The 16,537-nt window shown below is 61.9% G+C and carries 19 protein-coding genes, 1 tRNA gene and 2 pseudogenes; 9 read left to right on the top strand and 13 right to left on the bottom strand.

The window, feature by feature from the left end; all coding sequences use genetic code 11:
* Together BG842_RS24355 and upp are read left to right on the top strand one after the other, a co-directional pair.
* A partial coding sequence (locus tag BG842_RS24355) for a GTP-binding protein (protein WP_175424276.1) occupies positions 1–543 on the top strand: 543 nt, incomplete at its 5' end.
* A gap of 93 nt (positions 544–636) precedes the next feature.
* On the top strand, positions 637–1,314 hold the full coding sequence (gene upp / locus BG842_RS24350; RefSeq protein ID WP_007976002.1) for a uracil phosphoribosyltransferase: 678 nt from the start codon (positions 637–639) through the stop codon (positions 1,312–1,314).
* Between the two features lie 18 nt (positions 1,315–1,332).
* Here upp and BG842_RS30355 read toward each other — a convergent pair whose 3' ends face one another.
* The 3 genes and pseudogenes from BG842_RS30355 to BG842_RS24340 form a co-directional block, all read right to left on the bottom strand.
* Positions 1,333–1,482 carry a hypothetical protein gene (locus BG842_RS30355; protein WP_175424275.1) on the bottom strand — a complete coding sequence of 50 codons (150 nt, stop codon included), beginning with the start codon at positions 1,480–1,482 and terminating at the stop codon, positions 1,333–1,335.
* 97 nt (positions 1,483–1,579) lie between these two features.
* Positions 1,580–2,113 carry an orotate phosphoribosyltransferase gene (gene pyrE / locus BG842_RS24345; protein ID WP_069452831.1) on the bottom strand — a complete coding sequence of 178 codons (534 nt, stop codon included), beginning with the start codon at positions 2,111–2,113 and terminating at the stop codon, positions 1,580–1,582.
* A gap of 61 nt (positions 2,114–2,174) precedes the next feature.
* Positions 2,175–2,737, bottom strand: a pseudogene (locus BG842_RS24340) (CDP-2,3-bis-(O-geranylgeranyl)-sn-glycerol synthase).
* A 116-nt stretch (positions 2,738–2,853) separates the two neighbouring features.
* Here BG842_RS24340 and BG842_RS24335 point away from each other — a divergent pair.
* The 5 genes from BG842_RS24335 to BG842_RS24315 all read left to right on the top strand — a co-directional run bounded on the left by BG842_RS24335 (position 2,854) and on the right by BG842_RS24315 (position 6,099).
* On the top strand, positions 2,854–3,684 hold the full coding sequence (locus tag BG842_RS24335; RefSeq protein WP_069452830.1) for a proline dehydrogenase family protein: 831 nt from the start codon (positions 2,854–2,856) through the stop codon (positions 3,682–3,684).
* A 49-nt stretch (positions 3,685–3,733) separates the two neighbouring features.
* The gene (locus tag BG842_RS24330; RefSeq protein ID WP_069452829.1) at positions 3,734–4,387 is read left to right on the top strand and encodes a DUF502 domain-containing protein; all 654 of its coding nucleotides are present in this window, start codon (positions 3,734–3,736) and stop codon (positions 4,385–4,387) included.
* A 63-nt stretch (positions 4,388–4,450) separates the two neighbouring features.
* On the top strand, positions 4,451–4,846 hold the full coding sequence (locus tag BG842_RS24325) for a DUF6276 family protein (RefSeq protein WP_069452828.1): 396 nt from the start codon (positions 4,451–4,453) through the stop codon (positions 4,844–4,846).
* Between the two features lie 72 nt (positions 4,847–4,918).
* Positions 4,919–5,344 carry an HIT family protein gene (locus tag BG842_RS24320; RefSeq protein WP_069452827.1) on the top strand — a complete coding sequence of 142 codons (426 nt, stop codon included), beginning with the start codon at positions 4,919–4,921 and terminating at the stop codon, positions 5,342–5,344.
* Between the two features lie 44 nt (positions 5,345–5,388).
* The gene (locus BG842_RS24315; protein ID WP_069452826.1) at positions 5,389–6,099 is read left to right on the top strand and encodes a ParA family protein; all 711 of its coding nucleotides are present in this window, start codon (positions 5,389–5,391) and stop codon (positions 6,097–6,099) included.
* A gap of 23 nt (positions 6,100–6,122) precedes the next feature.
* Here the strand turns inward: BG842_RS24315 and BG842_RS24310 are convergent, their stop codons facing one another.
* Positions 6,123–6,638: a hypothetical protein gene (locus BG842_RS24310; RefSeq protein WP_069452825.1), complete on the bottom strand. Its 516-nt coding sequence runs from the start codon at positions 6,636–6,638 to the stop codon at positions 6,123–6,125.
* Between the two features lie 181 nt (positions 6,639–6,819).
* Between BG842_RS24310 and BG842_RS24305 the strand changes: the two genes are divergently transcribed.
* Positions 6,820–7,689: a transcription initiation factor IIB family protein gene (locus BG842_RS24305; protein ID WP_394327501.1), complete on the top strand. Its 870-nt coding sequence runs from the start codon at positions 6,820–6,822 to the stop codon at positions 7,687–7,689.
* Here the strand turns inward: BG842_RS24305 and BG842_RS24300 are convergent.
* The 7 genes and pseudogenes from BG842_RS24300 to BG842_RS24270 all read right to left on the bottom strand — a co-directional run bounded on the left by BG842_RS24300 (position 7,671) and on the right by BG842_RS24270 (position 13,550).
* Positions 7,671–8,332, bottom strand: a pseudogene (locus tag BG842_RS24300) (MinD/ParA family protein). The gene BG842_RS24305 and the pseudogene BG842_RS24300 sit on opposite strands and share 19 nt — an antisense overlap.
* The gene (locus tag BG842_RS24295; protein WP_069452823.1) at positions 8,329–9,120 is read right to left on the bottom strand and encodes a hypothetical protein; all 792 of its coding nucleotides are present in this window, start codon (positions 9,118–9,120) and stop codon (positions 8,329–8,331) included. Before BG842_RS24295 ends, BG842_RS24300 begins: the two are co-directional and overlap by 4 nt.
* A gap of 26 nt (positions 9,121–9,146) precedes the next feature.
* Positions 9,147–9,953 carry a hypothetical protein gene (locus BG842_RS24290; protein WP_254663457.1) on the bottom strand — a complete coding sequence of 269 codons (807 nt, stop codon included), beginning with the start codon at positions 9,951–9,953 and terminating at the stop codon, positions 9,147–9,149.
* A gap of 20 nt (positions 9,954–9,973) precedes the next feature.
* Complete coding sequence (locus BG842_RS24285) at positions 9,974–10,312, bottom strand: hypothetical protein (protein ID WP_069452821.1); 339 nt, start codon at positions 10,310–10,312, stop codon at positions 9,974–9,976.
* Between the two features lie 36 nt (positions 10,313–10,348).
* Positions 10,349–10,954: a hypothetical protein gene (locus BG842_RS24280; protein ID WP_069452833.1), complete on the bottom strand. Its 606-nt coding sequence runs from the start codon at positions 10,952–10,954 to the stop codon at positions 10,349–10,351.
* 213 nt (positions 10,955–11,167) lie between these two features.
* Entirely contained in the window at positions 11,168–11,452 is a 285-nt protein-coding gene (locus BG842_RS24275) for a hypothetical protein (protein ID WP_069452820.1), read from the bottom strand.
* Position 11,453: 1 nt separating this feature from the next.
* Positions 11,454–13,550: a minichromosome maintenance protein MCM gene (locus tag BG842_RS24270; protein WP_007976031.1), complete on the bottom strand. Its 2,097-nt coding sequence runs from the start codon at positions 13,548–13,550 to the stop codon at positions 11,454–11,456.
* 169 nt (positions 13,551–13,719) lie between these two features.
* Here BG842_RS24270 and BG842_RS24265 point away from each other — a divergent pair, with 169 nt between their 5' ends.
* Positions 13,720–13,929, top strand: a complete 210-nt coding sequence (locus BG842_RS24265; RefSeq protein ID WP_069452819.1) for a hypothetical protein — start codon at positions 13,720–13,722, stop codon at positions 13,927–13,929.
* Positions 13,930–14,114: 185 nt separating this feature from the next.
* Here BG842_RS24265 and BG842_RS24260 read toward each other — a convergent pair.
* A tRNA-Pro gene (locus BG842_RS24260) sits at positions 14,115–14,187 on the bottom strand.
* 56 nt (positions 14,188–14,243) lie between these two features.
* Positions 14,244–16,298: a DEAD/DEAH box helicase gene (locus BG842_RS24255; RefSeq protein ID WP_069452818.1), complete on the bottom strand. Its 2,055-nt coding sequence runs from the start codon at positions 16,296–16,298 to the stop codon at positions 14,244–14,246.
* Positions 16,299–16,537 lie beyond the last annotated feature (239 nt).

The raw sequence follows: 16,537 nt of genomic DNA, 5'->3' as shown, positions 1-16,537 counted from the left end.
CACGCCGACCACGACGAAGCGCACGGTCACGACGAACACGACGAACACGAGACTCACGCCCACGACGCTCACGACCATTCCAACCACCGTCATCCGCAGGAGGCCTACGGTATCTCGTCGGTCTCGTACCGAAGCCCCCGACCGCTTCACCCCGCTCGGTTTCACGACTTCTTCGAGTCGCTCCCGAACGGCATCGTCCGCGCCAAGGGAACGTTCTGGGTCGCCGGACGGGACGATGTGAAACTGGAGTACGGACAGGCCGGGGCCGCCGCCCGCGTGGAAGTCGCGGGGCCGTGGATCGCCAGCCTTCCCGAAATCGACCAGGACCTCTACCGGAGCAACCGCTCTGCGACCTACTGGGACGAGGAGTGGGGCGACCGCCGGACCCAACTCGTCTTCATCGGAAGCGACGTGGATGAGGCGGCCATCACCGCCGCACTCGACGACTGCGTGCTGACCGACGCGGAGATGGACGAGGACTGGGACACGTTCGACAACCCGTTCCCCGAGGACGAGGGCGAACTGTTGATAGTCGGCGAATAGTCGCGTTTCGGTGCCCCAGCGAGGCCTGTCACCGCGTCCCGCGGCTTCGCTCGTATCGTTAGCTTATAGCCCCTTCCCGCGCACGAATCGCATATGACTATCGAAAAACGAGGTGACGCCCACCTCATCACGCACGCGATGGCGAAGGACACCCTCTCGAAGATTCGGGACGAGGAGACCGAACAAGTCGGTTTCCGCAAGGGACTCGTAAAACTCGGCCGCATCTGTGGTTACGAAATCATCGACGGCGCGATGGACACCGAGTACGTCTCCATCGATACGCCGCTGACCGAGACGACGGGCGAGCGCGTCAAAGGGTTGGACGACGTGGTTATCATCAACGTGCTCCGCGCCGCGACGCCGTTCGTGGAGGGCCTGCTGAAGGCGTTCCCCCGCGCCAAACAGGGCGTCATCAGCGCCGGACGCGACGAGGAAGCCGGAATGAACGACGACGGCGAGTTCCCCATCACCATCGATTACGTCAAGCTCCCCGAAATCACGGAGGAGGATACCGTCATCGTCGCCGACCCGATGCTCGCTACGGGTAGTACCATGTGCGCCGTCCTCGACGAGGTGCTCAACGAGCAACCGAACCCTGAGAACTTCTTCGTCCTCTCGGCCGTCAGCGCACCCGACGGCCTGCTTCACGTCCACGACCAGTTCCCCGAGGCCGACCTGCTGACGGTCAGCATCGACGACCACCTGAACGACGACGGCTTCATCGTCCCCGGTCTGGGCGACGCTGGCGACCGCGCCTTCCGAACGACGTAACGTCCCGGTCGCGTCCTTTTACAGCAGAATTCGAAGCACCCCGATGGCTAACCCCGCGCCCACGAGGCCCGCCCCCCAGAGCGTCGAACTTCCGGGGGCGACGCCGATGAGAAACGAAACGATACCAGAGACGATGAGCGAGATGCTTGCGTGGCTTCGGAGCGACATGGTATTTCATCGGCGATAACCGTAAAAAACCGGCTGGCACAACACGAAAGCAGTTCAAATGGCATCCCGAACGCGGCGGACCGTCCGCCCCGAGCCATCACTCGTCGGCGTCGTTCTCGGCGAGGAGGTCGGAGGCCGAAAGCAGCGCCTCCATCTCGACGTCGGCGTCGGCCAGATTCTCGCGGCCGCCCTCCTCCCGGTCCACGACGACGAGGATTTTGTTCACGTCCGCACCCGCGTCGCGGAGGGCTTCCACCGCATCGACCGCGCTCTGTCCGGTCGTCACGATGTCTTCGAGGACGATGACCTCCTCGCCGTCGTCGAGTCGCCCCTCGATGAGGTTCGCCGTCCCGTACTCCTTCTGTTGCTTCCGCGCGATGACGTAGGGCGTCTCGGTCTCGACGCTCGTCACCGCGACGAGGGGAACCGCACCGAGGGCCACGCCCGCTAGCTTCGTCCCGTCCAGTCGCTCCGCGAACGCTTCCGCGATGAGCGACAGACAGTGCGGGTCCGTCTCGAAGAGGTATTTGTCCACGTAGTAGTCGCTCGTCCCGCCGTGGGAGAGTTCGAATTCGCCGTACTGGACGGCATCCGCCGCGCGCAAGGCCTCGATGAGTTCCTGATTCGCCATGTGCGAGTCGGGGTGGCGAGGCGGGTTAAAAGTAGTTCTTTGTCGCCGGTACCGCGGCGTTCTACCACGGTTCGTTCTTGAGTCCGAGGACGTACGCGATGACGTTCGTCACGATGTGCAGGAGGGGCGTCACCACGAGTACGACGACGACGACCGGCAGTTCGAACGTCTCGACCGTCCACCCCGGAGCGGCGAGCAGGGTGAGCAGGAGCGACATCACGACGAAATCGAGTTGGTCGATGCCGGGAAACGCCGCGCCGCGCTCCCGGCCGGTGCGCCGCTTCAGGAACGAGGCGGTCATGTCGCCGAGCATCGCACCCGCCGGCAGGGTGAAAACCACGATGGCGGGAAACGGGTCGGGAAGCGCGACGCCCAACGCGCCCGCCGCCGTCGGACGAATCGCGTTCAGTAGCAGGGCCAGTATCGCTCCGGCCAGAATTCCGGCCGCCGTCCCGCGCCACGTCTTCCCATCACCGAGAATGCGCTTGCCGTTCCACGTCCGTCCGCCGTCTATCGGCGTGCCGCCCCCGCGAGCACCGCGAAATTGTTCGGGACGTACGCGGGCAACATCGCCCACACCGCGACGGCCACGGTTTCGAACACGTCCGCACCGAGAAGATTCATATGGGGATAGATACCCTCCGGGTCTTAAGACCCAGCGGTCTGGGCCGGAATATATGCCGATGACTGTCACGGGTGCAATATACAATGATAAGACGCGGGAGTGTGAAAGAAGATGCATGATACCACCGATTGCCAGTCGGTTCGTCGCGGGTGAAACCCCGGCGGAAGCGCTCGAGTACACGCGGGATTTGAACCAACGCAACGTCAACGTCATCCTCAACCTTCTCGGCGAGCATTATCACGAGCGAGGACCGGCAGACGAGGACGCCGAGGTGTACCTTCGGTTGCTCGAAGACATCGAGCGCACCGACCTCTCGGCGTGCGTCTCGGTCAAACCCTCGCAGGTCGGCTTGGACGTCGGTACGCACGTCTACCGCGATAACATGGAGCGAATCGCGGACACGGCCGACGACACCTTCGTCTGGATCGACATGGAGGACCACACGACGACCGACGCGACCCTCGACCTGTTCGAACAACTCACCCTCGAACACGACGGCGGCGTCGGCGTCTGCGTCCAAGCGAACCTCAAGCGCACGAAGGACGACCTCGAACGACTCGCCGACCTCCCTGGCAAGGTCAGACTGGTCAAAGGTGCCTACGACGAACCCCCGGAAATCGCGTACAAGGAAAAAGAGCGCGTCAACGCGGCCTACCGGGAGTATCTCGAATTTATGTTTCAGGAGTTCGACGACGGTATCGCGGTCGGCAGCCACGACCCGGCGATGATAGAGTACGCGACGGAACTCCACGACGAGTACGGAACCGACTTCGAAATCCAGATGCTGATGGGCGTCCGCGAGGACGCACAGGAGGAACTGGCGGAGGAGTACGAAGTCTGGCAGTACGTCCCCTACGGCGACAAGTGGATGTCGTACTTCTATCGTCGCGTGATGGAGCGCAAGGAGAATCTCCTCTTCGCGGCCCGCGCCGTCCTCGGTAGGTAGCAAAATATTGCAACTAGTTTATATTCCTGCAACCAGACGCTACACCTAAATGTCTTCGTGGAAACGCGATGCCGGAAGCGGCCTCATCGTTTTAGCCCCCCTGTTGGTTACTGCGTACATCATCGCGTGGTTGTTCCTCAAAATCGCCGGGCTGCCGTTCTTGGAGGACCTGCCGAAATACGTCCTCTTCGGCGGACTGATCAAAATCCCCCCCGCCCTCATCCGCGTCGGTATCGTCCTCGCGGTATTCACCGCGCTTGTCTTCAGCATCGGATATCTCATGCGGACGACGCTCGGCAGCGTCGTCGAGAACGCCATCGACGGGACCATGAATCGAGTGCCCGGCCTTCGAATCGTGTACAACGCGTCGAAGATGGCCGCGGAAACCGCCCTCTCCGACACCAATCAACTCCAGAAACCCGTCAAAATCGAGACGTGGAACGGGCTTCGGATGACCGCCTTCAAAACCGGCAAGCAGGCCGAGGACGGCCGCGAACTTCTCTTTTTGCCGACCGCGCCGAACATCACCACCGGATTCGTCATCGAAGTCGAATCGGACGACATAACCGAAACCGACGAGAGCGTCGAAGACGCTTTGACCCGAATCCTCAGCGCCGGGTTCGGTGAGAGCGACCAGGAAGGGATTCCCATCAACGTCACCGACGAGACGGACGACCGCACGGAAACGCCGCCATCGACCTGAGTTCCCGCCCGCTGCTGACGAAACTATACCATCTTTTTGAGGCTTGCGCCGCTCTACTTCCGTATGAAATGTCCCGAATGCGGCGGCGAACGACGGACGTTCGCCGTTCCGTCCGAACTCCGTGCGGACGTCCCGGACCGACCGTCGTCGATTCTCCTCTGCACGCGGTGTCTCGCCTTCGAACCGGTGGAGAATCCGGACGTCGAACCGTCGAACTTCGCCATGATAAGCGACGACCTCCCGGACGAACCGGCCGCCGCCGCCGGGATGGTTCTCGCCACCGTGCTCCTCTCGTCGCTCGCGCTCTATCGGCAACACGTCGATGCGCTGTTCGACCGCGTCGAAGCGGCCGGAGTCGACCCCCTGCTCGTTCTCGACCGATTGGCCGCCGACCCGAACCTCGACCCGAATTTCGACATCGAATCGCGGCGACGGCAACTGCTCCAACTGCGCGATTGATTTCGAAAGTCCCCTCCCCGAACTACCGCGGAACCCTCAACTTTCATCTGGGAGTCGCACGATTACACTGACATGCCGAACGACTGCATCTTCTGTCAAATCGTCGCCGGAGACATCCCGAGCAAAACGGTCTACGAGGACGAAAGCGTCCTCGCCTTCCTCGACGTGAACCCGCTCGCGCCGGGTCACACGCTCGTCATCTCGAAGGACCACCACGAAACGCTGGACGACCTCCCGGACGACGCCGCGGCGGACCTGTTCTCGGTCCTGCACGACCTCACGCCCGCCGTCGAAACCGCGGTGGATGCCGACGCGAGCAACGTCGCGTTCAACAACGGCGAGGCTGCCGGACAGGAAGTCCCGCACGTTCACGGCCACATCATCCCCCGTTTCGACGGCGACGGCGGCCATCCGATTCACGCCATCGCGGGGGACCGTCCCGACCTCTCGGACGAGGAACTGGACGCGATTGCGGACGACATCCGCGACGGTCGATAACTGTATATTTTTATACCAGAACGAATCTATTTATATTCGAACACGTGAAACGAACTGCTGCACTCGTCGGTGCGACCGGCGGGGCCGGAACGACGCGCCTCTGTCTCGAAACCGCCGCCGTGCTCTCTCACGTCGGGCGCGACGTGGCGATTCTGGACGCCGCTTTCGCTACACAGGGGTTGGCGCGCCACGTTCCGGGCCGCATCGACACCGACATCACCGCACTGCTCACCGACGAGGACGATCTCGCTGACGCGCTCCTCGAACATCCGGTCGCAACCCCCGGACGGCTTTCGCTTTGTCCCGCGTACGCTCCCTTCGAGCGCCTCGCACGGGCGAAAACCGCAACTGCCGCAGAAGTCTTCGAGCGGCTCGTGGAACGAACCGCGGACGAGTTCGACCACGTTCTCATCGACACGCCGCCCGTCGCCGCGAATCAGGCCGTCGCTGCCGTCCACGCCGCGGACACGGTGACGTTGGTCGCACCGGTCTCCCGTCTCGGAGCCGACGCCGTACAGGGAATGCGCGGCCGCCTCGCCGACCTCGGAACGGACGCGGACACCGTTCTCGCCAATCGCGCGGACGGTGAGCATCCGCTGGAGGACACGGTACCGATTCCGACGAGCGACGAGACTGCCGTCGAAACGGTGTTCGACGTTTCGCTCGACGTCGAGTTTCCGGAGGAGCGGTTCTTGGATATCGACCCGGAGGAGTACCTTCCCGACGACTATCTGCCGGAGTCGCTTCGAAGCTGATTTTCCCTGCGTTTCGAAATTCGCTACAATAGGTCGCCCACGTCGCTCATCGTCTCCGCCAGCGCGTCTCGCTTTTCGACGGCAGCGTCCCCGTTCATCGCCAACGCGCTTTCGAGCACTTCGGTCGCACCGTCCAGCGGCTCGTGCGTTTCGATGAACGTCGCCAGCGCGAACTCGGTTTCGTTCGCGCCGGACAGCGCGAGCGCTTCGGACCGCGAGCAGTTCGCGGAGAGCCAGTCCTCGATAAGTTCGTGACCGATGGACGAAAGCGGCGAGATACCGCGCACACCCAGCAGGTGGAGCGTCTTCGCGGCCGTCATCGGTGCGACGCCTGCACAGCGGGCGCTTTCGCCGACCGAAGTCCCGGACGCGTGCGTCTCGACTATCGTTACCGCGGCGTCCGTTTCGCAGGGTAACGCGTCGCCGAACGGTGCGAGCCGTTCGCGGAGGTCCCGTCCGGTGTCGTCCACGGTTGCGACACCGTACTCTTGCTGTTCGGCCGTCACCTCCAATCCGGCCGCGATATCCGACAGCGCCATGTATTCAACTTCTCTTTCCACTGTCTTTAATCTTCTAGACAGGTATCAAAGTTGGTAATTGGACGACGGCTATAACGTACCGGTTACCGGTACGCTCGTCATTCGTAACACCGGCTTGTTTTCCGATTTCGGCGCTCGTTTAAATACCATCTCGGACGAAGTTTCAATTGTGATGAGTGCGATACAAACCTCAACCGAAACGTGTCCCGAATGCCGCGGTCGTGTCCGCACACGCGGCACCGAAGCAGTCTGTACCGAGTGCGGGTTGGTCGTCGCGGAAGATGGCTTGGACCGCGGCCCGGAGTGGCGGTCGTTCAGCGACGACGACACCAACCGTAAGCGAACTGGTGCACCACTGACGCGTTCGCGCCACGACCGCGGGTTGACGACCGAAATCGGCTACAAGAACAGCACCGTTCGACTCACGGGCCGGAAACGACGCCGCGTGATGCGGATGCGCCGCCAACACAACCGCGCCAGACTCTCGTCCAAGGCGGAACGAAATCGCGTGTACGGCTTCACCGAGATTCGCCGTCTCGTCGGCGCGCTTCAACTGCCCGAAAACGTCCGCGACCGGGCGTGCGTGCTGTTCGAATCCGCACAGTCGGAGGACCTCCTTCGCGGACGGTCGATAGAAGGATTCGCCGCGGCGGCGGTGTACGCCACTTGCCGGGCGTCGGCCGTCTCCCGAACGCTCGACGAAATCGTCGAACGCGCTCGTGCTGAACGCACCGAACTGACAGCCGCCTACGACGCAGTGAACCGCGAACTCGGCCTTCCCATCGGTCCCATCGACCCGCGCGAGTACCTTCCCCGGTTCGCCAGCCGACTCAACCTCTCGATGACGACCGAACGACGTGCCAAACGGTTCGTCGAACGGGCGGAGGAGAAAAATCTCGTCAGCGGCCGCAACCCCAGCGGCGTTGCCGCCGCGTGTCTCTACGCGGCGGCCCGCGACTGCGACGAACGCGTCACCCAACGCGCCGCCGCCGAAGTCGCCGACGTCACCCCTGTGACACTCCGCTCGACGTATCACGACCTGCAGGAGTAAACCGCCCGCCCGAGTTCCGAAAACTGTTCTCCCGCCTCGCTCTCCGGTGCCAGCGTCGCGACTGGACACCCGTTCCGCTGTGCGTCCGCAATCGTTGTCGATTCCGGTAGCGTCGTCACCGGTGCCCCGAGGGTCCGCTCCACGGTTTCGACCGGCGGGTCCTCGCGGACCCGATTCAGTACCACTCGACACAATCCCGCATCGAGTTGCCGCGCGAGCGCCTTCGTCCGCACCGCGTCCGCAAGCGCGAACGGCCGCGGAATCGTCACGAGGACGTAGCTGTCTGCCGCAACCAGTGGCAATCCCGCATCGGCCGCCATCCCCGCCGGGCAGTCGATGACCACGTAGTCGTACTCCGACGCAACCCGCTCTATCGCATCGACGAACTCGGTCACGTCACACGCCCGCGCACCGGCCAACGTGCGGCCGCACGGCAGCACCAGCACGTCTCCGACGCTCGAAACGGCTTCGAGCGCTTCCGCTCGTCCGGCGAGTACGTCGTGTAAATCGGGTCCGTGCGACCTCGGCAGGTCCGCCATTGCGAGGTCCGCGTCCACGACGACGCCGCCGAGTTCCCCCCGAGATTGAGCGCAACGGTCGATTTTCCGACGCCACCTTTCCCACCCGTAACGGCCACGATCATCTCGTTCTCCCGACCGCGTTCGATTTCCCCGTCGATTCGACCCGCTCTCGTACTCGTTGCACCCGGTTTGCAACCGCTTCGAGCGTCCGTTCGTCCGCCGCGATTCTCCGTCGCAACTCCTGTTCTTCCGCTTGCTCGGCGACCGTCCGTTTTTCCGGCCTACCGCTACCCATCTCTTCGCACTCTCTTTCTCCCATCTTTTTTCCTCCCCCTTCTCCCATCTCTCTCATCTCTCCCATCTCTCTCATCTCTCCCATCTCTCCGCCTCTCGTCTTTTTGTCCCCTGTCTCGTACCGCTCTATTCGCGTCTCGACGGCCGACAGCCACGATTTCACCGCATCGGGTATCTCCACCCGGTCGGGTGTCGGAACCGCGTCCACCGGTGGCCGGGCCTCTCCCAACGCTCGAACGACACCCGCGGTCGTCGGTTCGATGTCGAATCCGGCGGGAGAATCGTGCCGAGTCGCACCGCCGATCGACGATTCTTCCGTCTCCGGTGCTCGTTCGGTCCAGACGATTTCGGCGGGCGGCGAATGGGTTTCGTCGGCCGCAACCGCATAGCCGAGCGAGCGTCGTTCACCCGCGCTGACGACGCCCTCGAATCCCCCTTCGTCCCACCCCGCTTCCGCGAGTCCGTGCCGCCGCGGTGCTCGGAGTTCGCCGTCGAGTCGGTTCCCGACCCGAATCCTGACGGGCATCGCCGCAGAATTTTCGACCACCAGCGCGACCAACGTGACGGTCTCGACCGCCCCCGTCCGTTCGTCCGTCGTCCAGTGCAGTGTCACCATGCCCCGGGTTGGGCTCGTCTTCCGTCTTAAACCTGTAGCACGGGTGCGTTCAAGCAATCGACGGCGGCACCCGGCGTCTCGAATCGCTCACACGCCAGCACGACCGGTGCTCGAACCCGCGCCAAACGAGCGATTGCGAGCGCCACGGTTGTCGAATCGCCTTCGAACGTCCCCGGTTCCGGGACTCGTCCGCGACCCGGCACCGCTTCGACCGCCGCGACGAACCTCGCGTGCACCTGTCGAGCTAAATAGTCGCGCGCGGTTCGTTCGAGGTTCTCCTTCCGGTCACGCAGTCGTAACCGTCGCTCTCGGTCATTCCTCGCCGACCGTTGGCGTTTTCGCGCTGCTTCCAACGCTTGCTCCGCGGCGATTCGTTCCGTCTCCCTCTCGGCCAACTCCCGCGTTGCGCTCCGTAGTTTCGACTCGGCATCTTCTACGTTCCCTCCCGAGTCCCGGATTGCCTGCACCCTGCCACGGAGTGCCGCGACTTTCTCCCGAAGTTCCGTTTCCGACCCGCTCACCTCGGCCACGCGCCGCCGCTCCGAACGAACCGAAACCGCTTCCACGTCGAGCGACCGCAACGATTCCTCTAGTTTCGCTAGTTCCTCGTCCTGCGGTGCGTCCATCCCGAGCGACCGCGCGGCGGCGGCCACTGCCGAGCGGACACGAACGGACATCCCCGACTCGATATATCCCACGTACTCGTGAACCGGGTGCGGGTCGGCACACTCGATATCGAGCGCGCTCGATTCGGCGTCCGACCGAATCGCTGCGACGATATCTGCCGCCGCAACTGACTCCTCACGCAGGTCGATTGCGCGCCCCCGAAACATATTTTCTTGCTTTTTTACCTTCATAAATCCGCGTTTCGCATCGAATCCAGTGCCGGGTGGTCCGTCCCCACGGCGAACTTGTCGTAGGGCGTGCTCGGCCGTTCACGGTTCTCGTACGCTTTTGCGGCCTCCCGAACCGCATCCGGTACGTCACGGAACTCGTTCAGTGGTTCGGTGCGTTCGAGTTGCACGTCTGCTCCGTGTTTCTCGTAGAGACGAAGCGCGAGAAACGCACCCAGTTCCGTCTGCTGCAGCAAGGCGGCCCGTCCGAACCGTCGAACGACACACTCCTCGTGTGTCGTGCAGATGTTCCGAAGCGTCTGTCGGGCACCGCTGGAGTAGGTGATTATCAACAGCATAGACGTTCGTTCGAAACCGATGTATTTTAAAATTAATTACCGCGTTTTCACGTTCCACTCGTTCCCGTCGAACTCGGCAACAGCGTCGAACAGCGTTTTGAGGGTGTTGATAGTTTGTGAGTCGTGTGCTTCGGGGTCGAGATGGAAGTGTGCGGTCACGTCGGCGGTGGTAAAGCGTCCGGTGAGGACGTGCAGAAACTTGTAGACGGTCTGGACGTCCGAGTATTGGAGTAGCGCGGTCAACGAGTGGAAACACGCGACGGTTCGGTTGCCGTTTCCGTGCCACTGTTGTAACACTTCGCTGATTTTGATTCCGAGCCCCGTCAAATCGCCGGGATTCGAGAGCGTATCGACGACGGCATCCGTCGATGTCTCCTGCATCGGTGCCGATGTCGCCACCGACCGAACCGTCTCACCGACACTGATGAACCGCAAGTTCGCTGGCCGACCGTTCGCATGTGCGAGCCAATCTTGAATACACGCGTCCGGCGAGCGCGTAAACGTCACCCATAGTACGTTTTCCTCCGTTGGTGGTGAATCCGTCAACATACCGACGCACGCCTCGTCGGTTTCCGAACTCATAGAAGGCGAGAGAACGAGAACGCTAGATTCGCCGTCGAGAGCCGCCGAAGGACCGCTCATCTCGGTCGTCCCTCGGCGGTGTCGCACGTGCTCGCTGTGTCGTCCATCCCGTACCATCCCTCGTGTATCATTCAGCCACCTGCATTATTATGGGCTTGATAAATCCCGGAGGTTTTGTCGGGTCTGTCGCATTTGATACACCTACGCACGCTGTCGTTATATTTCTACTCTATTCCGGGCATGTTTATCTAGTTTTCCATCTCCAGAATTCTGTTATTTACTGACGTTTTTGACGTGAAATTCTACCGCTTCATCGCCGAGCAATTCGATGACCCGTCCACGCGCGGCCTCCGCCGACTCCGCGACGACGACGATACCTTCCGCCCGCTCATCTCCATATGCTCGATAGGCGAACAAGTCACGCTCGGTTTCGAACTCGGTGGCGTACGTCTGTAACACCGTCAACACTCGACGCTGTGTCTCTCGTAGCTCGTCCGCTCCCGACTCGAAGTCCGAGAGGGCGTCCTCGATGTTTCTGAGTGCGGAAATTCGGTCCATCTCAGGTGGTTCGAAGATGGTTTGTCGACGGCTCGTACACCTCGCCTTTCTGTTTCAGCTTGTCGATTTCGTGTTCGGCTTTCGAGGGGTCCGTGCCGATCTCGTCCGCTCGGTCGAGGACGACTTCTACGGGCGCACCGTCGTCGTACTCCTCCTCGATGTCTGCGATGAGTTGTTTGATGTTCTTGATGCGGTCTCGTTGGGACTTCGAGGTCCCCGTTTCCACCACGTCGGCGTCGAACTGTCCGGTCTCCGGGTCCACGCCGATGTCCTGTAGACACGACCGAACGATTTCGATAACGCGGTCCGCATCCTTCCGTTCGACCGTATCCGACAGTCGAACGCGAGCGCTCGCTTCGGCGAGACGAACGAGCGCCTCCAGCTTCCGGGCCGTGACCGGAATCGGGGCGTCCTCGTCCGTCCCCTTCGAGCGCAAATCGACGTAGAAATCACGAATCGCCTCGCGGGCTTCCTCGGTCATCGTCGGATAGACGTTCGATTTCGCGTAGGCGATGTACTTCCGGAGGAGTTCGGCGTCTATCGCCGGTGCCACCTCCTCCGTTTGGCTGTTGACTTGTTCTTCCGTGATGTTCGGCGCGTTGATTTCCGTCCGCTGCGTGTTCAACTCGCCCGCGAAGTTGGTCTGGAGGATGTGTTCTGCCAGTTGCGAGTCGTGATCCGGGTCCGGTTTGTCCGTCACGGTGAAAATGAGGTCGAATCGGGAGATGAGCGCGGGTTCGAGGTTGATCTGCTCGCCGATGGACTCGTACTGGTCGAATCGCCCGTACTTCGGGTTCGCCGCGCCGAGCAGCGAACAGCGGGACTTTAACGTCGCGTTGATCCCCGCTTTGCTCACGCTGATTTTCTGCTGTTCCAGCCCCTCGTGCATGGCGGACCGGTCCTCCGGACTCATCTTGTCCAGTTCGTCCACCGCCGCGATACCCTTGTCCGCGAGCACCAACGCACCCGCTTCGAGCGTCCACTGCTGCCCGTCGCCGAAGTCGTCGCGCACCGCCGCAGCCGTCAGCCCTGCGGAGGAGGACCCTTTCCCGGAGGTGTAGACGGACCGCGGCGCAATATGTTGTATATATGATAACATCTGGGACTTACCCGTACCCGGATCCCCGATCAGGAGCATGTGCAGGTCGCCGCGAATCCGCGACCCGTCCGGGAGATGTTTCGTCACGCCGGAGAACAACTGCAGAATCATCGCCAGTTTCTCCTGGTCGTAGCCGTAGATGGCCGGGGCGATGGAATCGACCATCTGTTCGTAGATGTTCCCCTCGTTCGAGAGTTCGATAATTTGCTCTTTATCCTCGTCCGTGATGTCCATGTCCTCGAACTCCTCGTCCTCGATTTCCACGGACACGCCCTCCATGTACACGTCGAAGACGGCGGATTTCTCCTGGCCGCTCCCTTGCTGTTCGAGGTGGAGGACGCCCGTCACGGTCACGTGGTCGCCGGGCGAGACGTGGCCGGTGATGTCGTCCTCGATGTGCACGTCGATACTCTGTGGCGTCTCGCCGCCGCGGAGTCCCTCGGGACTCTCCTGTACGCGGAGTTTCTGTGAGTCGATGAACTCCGACTGGTCGAAATTGATGCGGAACGGTCCCTGTCGCTCACAGCCCTGACACTCATGGGGTTCCTGAAAATCCCCGCCCGACTGCGGAATGTAGGTCAAGGTTCCACAGCGCTGACATTCGAACGCCGCCTCCTGAATCTTCGGTCGCACGCCGGTCGCCTTGCGGATGATCCCCTGCACGCTCACCATCGTGTTGACGTGCCGGGCACGGATCGCGCGGATATCCGTGTGCTCCGGCAGGTTCTGTAGACGGACGTGAGCCTGCCCAAGGCTCACGTCCACGGGGAGGTCGTATAGGCGGAGCGCCTCCTCAGCGTACTCCTGTAACTGCTGTGGTTGCGCGAGATAATCGTCCGCGATGTCCGCGTCGTACTGATACAGGTCGTTCCAGTTGATGTACAGCGACCGCTTTTCGTTCGGGTAGCTTTGGGCGAGCTCCCCGATTTCGTTTCGGTAATAGTTCCGATAGAACTGCTCGAACCTGTCTATCAGTTCCGTGTTTTCCGCGCGAGCCATTCATGGGTCATTGGTTCCCGATCAGGTAAGAACTTTCGCAAAGCGCCCAGACCCTCGCGCCACCGAACGCGATTCCCCGCTGCTTTCGATTTCCACCCACACGGTAGAATAAACGACTTGCACCTGCAACCACATCCCAGACATCCCCGTGAACGCAATACCCACAGGCATGTTCGGACCACTCGGACCACTCACGGTCGGCAAAAAGGCCGCGAAGGTCGGCTACCGGCGCTTCGGCAAAGCCGGTGCCGTTGCGTTCGGCATCGGTGCCGTCGGCGGCTACGTCGTGCTGAGAAAGAAAGTGAAGTCGATGATGAAGGGAGATACCGACGACAGTTCGTCGGATGACGGAACCGCAGAAGGCGGCGAAGCGGCGTAAGTTCTCTCCTTCGATTTTTGTTTGCACGCGCTGTATGCCGCTGACGCGTCGCTCGCGGTGCTCACGTCTTCGCCGTTCGCATCGAGGCGCTTGCGTCTCGTCTGATGCAAATCCTCGGAGAATCATTTTCGAATATCGTGTTCGCTCGCGTCGCTACGCGCCGCTCGTGGATTGATACTCGAAAATGGGATCGCTCGGATTTGAACCGAGGTTATCGGCACCCAAGGCCGAAAGGATACCAAGCTACCCCACGATCCCGTACACTTCAGTAGCGCACTCCCCGTGTAAAACGTTTCGTTTGGTCGGTACCCGTGTCACTCGTCCTCGCCGAACAGTTCGAGGTCCGCGACGATTTCGAACGGGTCCTTGTCTTTCTGGATACCGTCCAGAATCCGGAACGCCTCGTCCGGCGAGAGGAAGTGACTCGTGACGACGCGCCCGAGGTGCGTCGGCGAGAAGCCGTGGATGAACTCGTATTCGAGCAGTTTGCCGAGCGCGTGTTTCGTCGGCACGTCGCCTATCATCCGGTCGTTCAGGCGCTTCGCGGCCTTGCCGCCGACCGTGATGTTCGCCAGCGTCTCCTCGATGGCGGCGCTCTCGTCGTAGAGGGTTCGAACGTCCTCCATCTCGCCTTTGAGGAGTTTGAACGCCACCTCGTCCTCCGACATCTCCATGCTGTTGTGATAGCTGCCGTCGGGTTCGACGAGGACGTACACCTTCCCGCGGTCGTGGTAGTCGGGCCGACCCGCGCGACCGAGCATCTGGTGGAACTCCTGTACGGTCAGCCACTCGATGCCCATCGCCAGCGAGTCGAAGATGACCTGCGAGGCCGGGAAGTCAACTCCGGCGGCGAGTGCGGCGGTCGTCACGACCGCCGCGAGGTCCTGCTCGGCGAACATGCGTTCGACCTTCTTTCGCCGTCCGTAGTCCAACCCGGCGTGGTACGGCGCGGAGTTGTACTCCAGTTTTCTGGAAATTTCGTGACAGCGCCGCCGCGAGTTGGTGAAGATGATGGTCTGGCCGCGATACCCCTTCGAGGACTCGCGGTCGAACTCGCGTTTGACGAGTTTGTTCTCCGTCACGGGCTTTTCGTGCCCCTCGGCGAACGTGACGTGGCGTTCCAGCGCAACCGGGCGTTCCTCGAACTCCACGAGATTCGCCTCCAGCGACTGCGCCAAATCCTTCGGATTCCCGACGGTCGCGGAGAGATACACCCACTGTGCGCCGCCGTACTCGTTCCGCTGTTTGGCCCGCTCCTCGCAGTAGTATTTCAGCCGCGAGATGAGGCCGTCGAGGCGGTGGCCGCGCTCCTGTTCTTGCAGGGTGTGCACCTCGTCGATGACGACCGTTCCGATATCGCCCAAATCGCGCCCTGTCCTGAGCGCGTGGTCGATACCCTCGTAGGTCCCGACGATGATGTCCGCGTTCGGGTCGAAGTGATTGCCGTCGTCGCGGACCCGACTCGCACCGACGCGAATGGTGACGTTCGCGAGGTCGCCGTACTCTTCTTCGAAATCCTCGTGCTTCTGGTTCGCCAGCGCCACGAGGGGAACGAGAAAGAGCATCTTTCCCTTCCCGTTCAGCATGCGGTCCAGCCCCGTCATCTCGCCGACGAGCGTCTTCCCGGTCGCCGTCGCGCTGACGACGAGTTGGTCGTCGCCGTTGAGGAGACCGTTTTGCACCGCGAGGCTCTGGACGGGGAGCAGGGTATCGAACCGCGATTCAAGCAGATTCTGGATTCCGGGGTGCAGGCTCAGGGAATCCACTTGTTCCATCTCGACGTCCTTGACGTTCGCGCTGATTTCGTCAAACTTCGTCAGGTCGGGGTCGAGTCGCCCCTTGAGCAGGTTCGTGATTCGCTTCAAGTCCTGAACTTCCAGCAGGAGGTCTTCGAGTCGGTCCTGGGCGGCGCTCGTCAGGTTGCCCCTGAACGAGAGTTCGCGCTCCAGTTCCCGCGTCGCACAGTCGGGACAGATGTACTCGTCGCCCGTATCGATGGCCGTATCGCCGTTGATGGGCGAATACCGTCCCTTGTTGGCGCACAACCGACACGTCCGAACCGTTTTCGCGTCGAGTTGGTAGCCGTCGAGCATCTCCTTCAGCTCTTCGCGCGCTTCGGGCGAGGTCTGCTGCGAGATTCGAATCCGCTTCGCGTTCCGTGCGAGTTCGACGAACTCGTCGGGACTGCGCGGTTTCTCGCTCGACCCGTCCTTCAGCAGAAACCGTCCGGGTCGCGGTCCGGCGTCCGTCTCCTTCAGTTCGAGGATGGCACGGAACTGCCGCTCACCGCCCCGCTGGGCGGCCACCTGATAGCCCCTGTCCGTTTCGTGGCAGAAGAGCGTCTCCACCTGCTGGGCCTGCTTCGACACGGGACGTGCTACACACCGGAGCTATTTCAGCGATTCGAACGAGACGGCGGCGAATCGCCGCTTTTCGACCGTGGTGGGTGATGTCACCATCCGTGGAAAGCCGACGTTGAAAAACGGAAATATGGGCCTAAATCCTTCGAGCGGTCGTTATTCCGCCACTACCGCTCCGCAACCGGCACATAACAAAGCCGGTTCGACCGCTAGCGGTGGACAGCGCACGGTAGCGCTCATGGTGGCAT

The organism is Haladaptatus sp. W1 (genome assembly GCF_001723155.1).
Taxonomy (GTDB): domain Archaea; phylum Halobacteriota; class Halobacteria; order Halobacteriales; family Haladaptataceae; genus Haladaptatus; species Haladaptatus paucihalophilus.
This window is presented reverse-complemented; position numbering and strand designations above follow the sequence as displayed.

Bases quoted from the DNA above. Each gene is read 5' to 3' on its own strand.
- upp (WP_007976002.1), top strand. From the start codon at position 637: ATGACTATCGAAAAACGAGGTGACGCCCACCTCATCACGCACGCGATG.
- BG842_RS30355 (WP_175424275.1), bottom strand. From the start codon at position 1,482: ATGTCGCTCCGAAGCCACGCAAGCATCTCGCTCATCGTCTCTGGTATC.
- pyrE (WP_069452831.1), bottom strand. From the start codon at position 2,113: ATGGCGAATCAGGAACTCATCGAGGCCTTGCGCGCGGCGGATGCCGTC.
- BG842_RS24335 (WP_069452830.1), top strand. From the start codon at position 2,854: ATGATACCACCGATTGCCAGTCGGTTCGTCGCGGGTGAAACCCCGGCG.
- BG842_RS24330 (WP_069452829.1), top strand. From the start codon at position 3,734: ATGTCTTCGTGGAAACGCGATGCCGGAAGCGGCCTCATCGTTTTAGCC.
- BG842_RS24325 (WP_069452828.1), top strand. From the start codon at position 4,451: ATGAAATGTCCCGAATGCGGCGGCGAACGACGGACGTTCGCCGTTCCG.
- BG842_RS24320 (WP_069452827.1), top strand. From the start codon at position 4,919: ATGCCGAACGACTGCATCTTCTGTCAAATCGTCGCCGGAGACATCCCG.
- BG842_RS24310 (WP_069452825.1), bottom strand. From the start codon at position 6,638: ATGGCGCTGTCGGATATCGCGGCCGGATTGGAGGTGACGGCCGAACAG.
- BG842_RS24295 (WP_069452823.1), bottom strand. From the start codon at position 9,120: ATGGTGACACTGCACTGGACGACGGACGAACGGACGGGGGCGGTCGAG.
- BG842_RS24290 (WP_254663457.1), bottom strand. From the start codon at position 9,953: ATGTTTCGGGGGCGCGCAATCGACCTGCGTGAGGAGTCAGTTGCGGCG.
- BG842_RS24285 (WP_069452821.1), bottom strand. From the start codon at position 10,312: ATGCTGTTGATAATCACCTACTCCAGCGGTGCCCGACAGACGCTTCGG.
- BG842_RS24280 (WP_069452833.1), bottom strand. From the start codon at position 10,954: ATGAGCGGTCCTTCGGCGGCTCTCGACGGCGAATCTAGCGTTCTCGTT.
- BG842_RS24275 (WP_069452820.1), bottom strand. From the start codon at position 11,452: ATGGACCGAATTTCCGCACTCAGAAACATCGAGGACGCCCTCTCGGAC.
- BG842_RS24270 (WP_007976031.1), bottom strand. From the start codon at position 13,550: ATGGCTCGCGCGGAAAACACGGAACTGATAGACAGGTTCGAGCAGTTC.
- BG842_RS24265 (WP_069452819.1), top strand. From the start codon at position 13,720: ATGTTCGGACCACTCGGACCACTCACGGTCGGCAAAAAGGCCGCGAAG.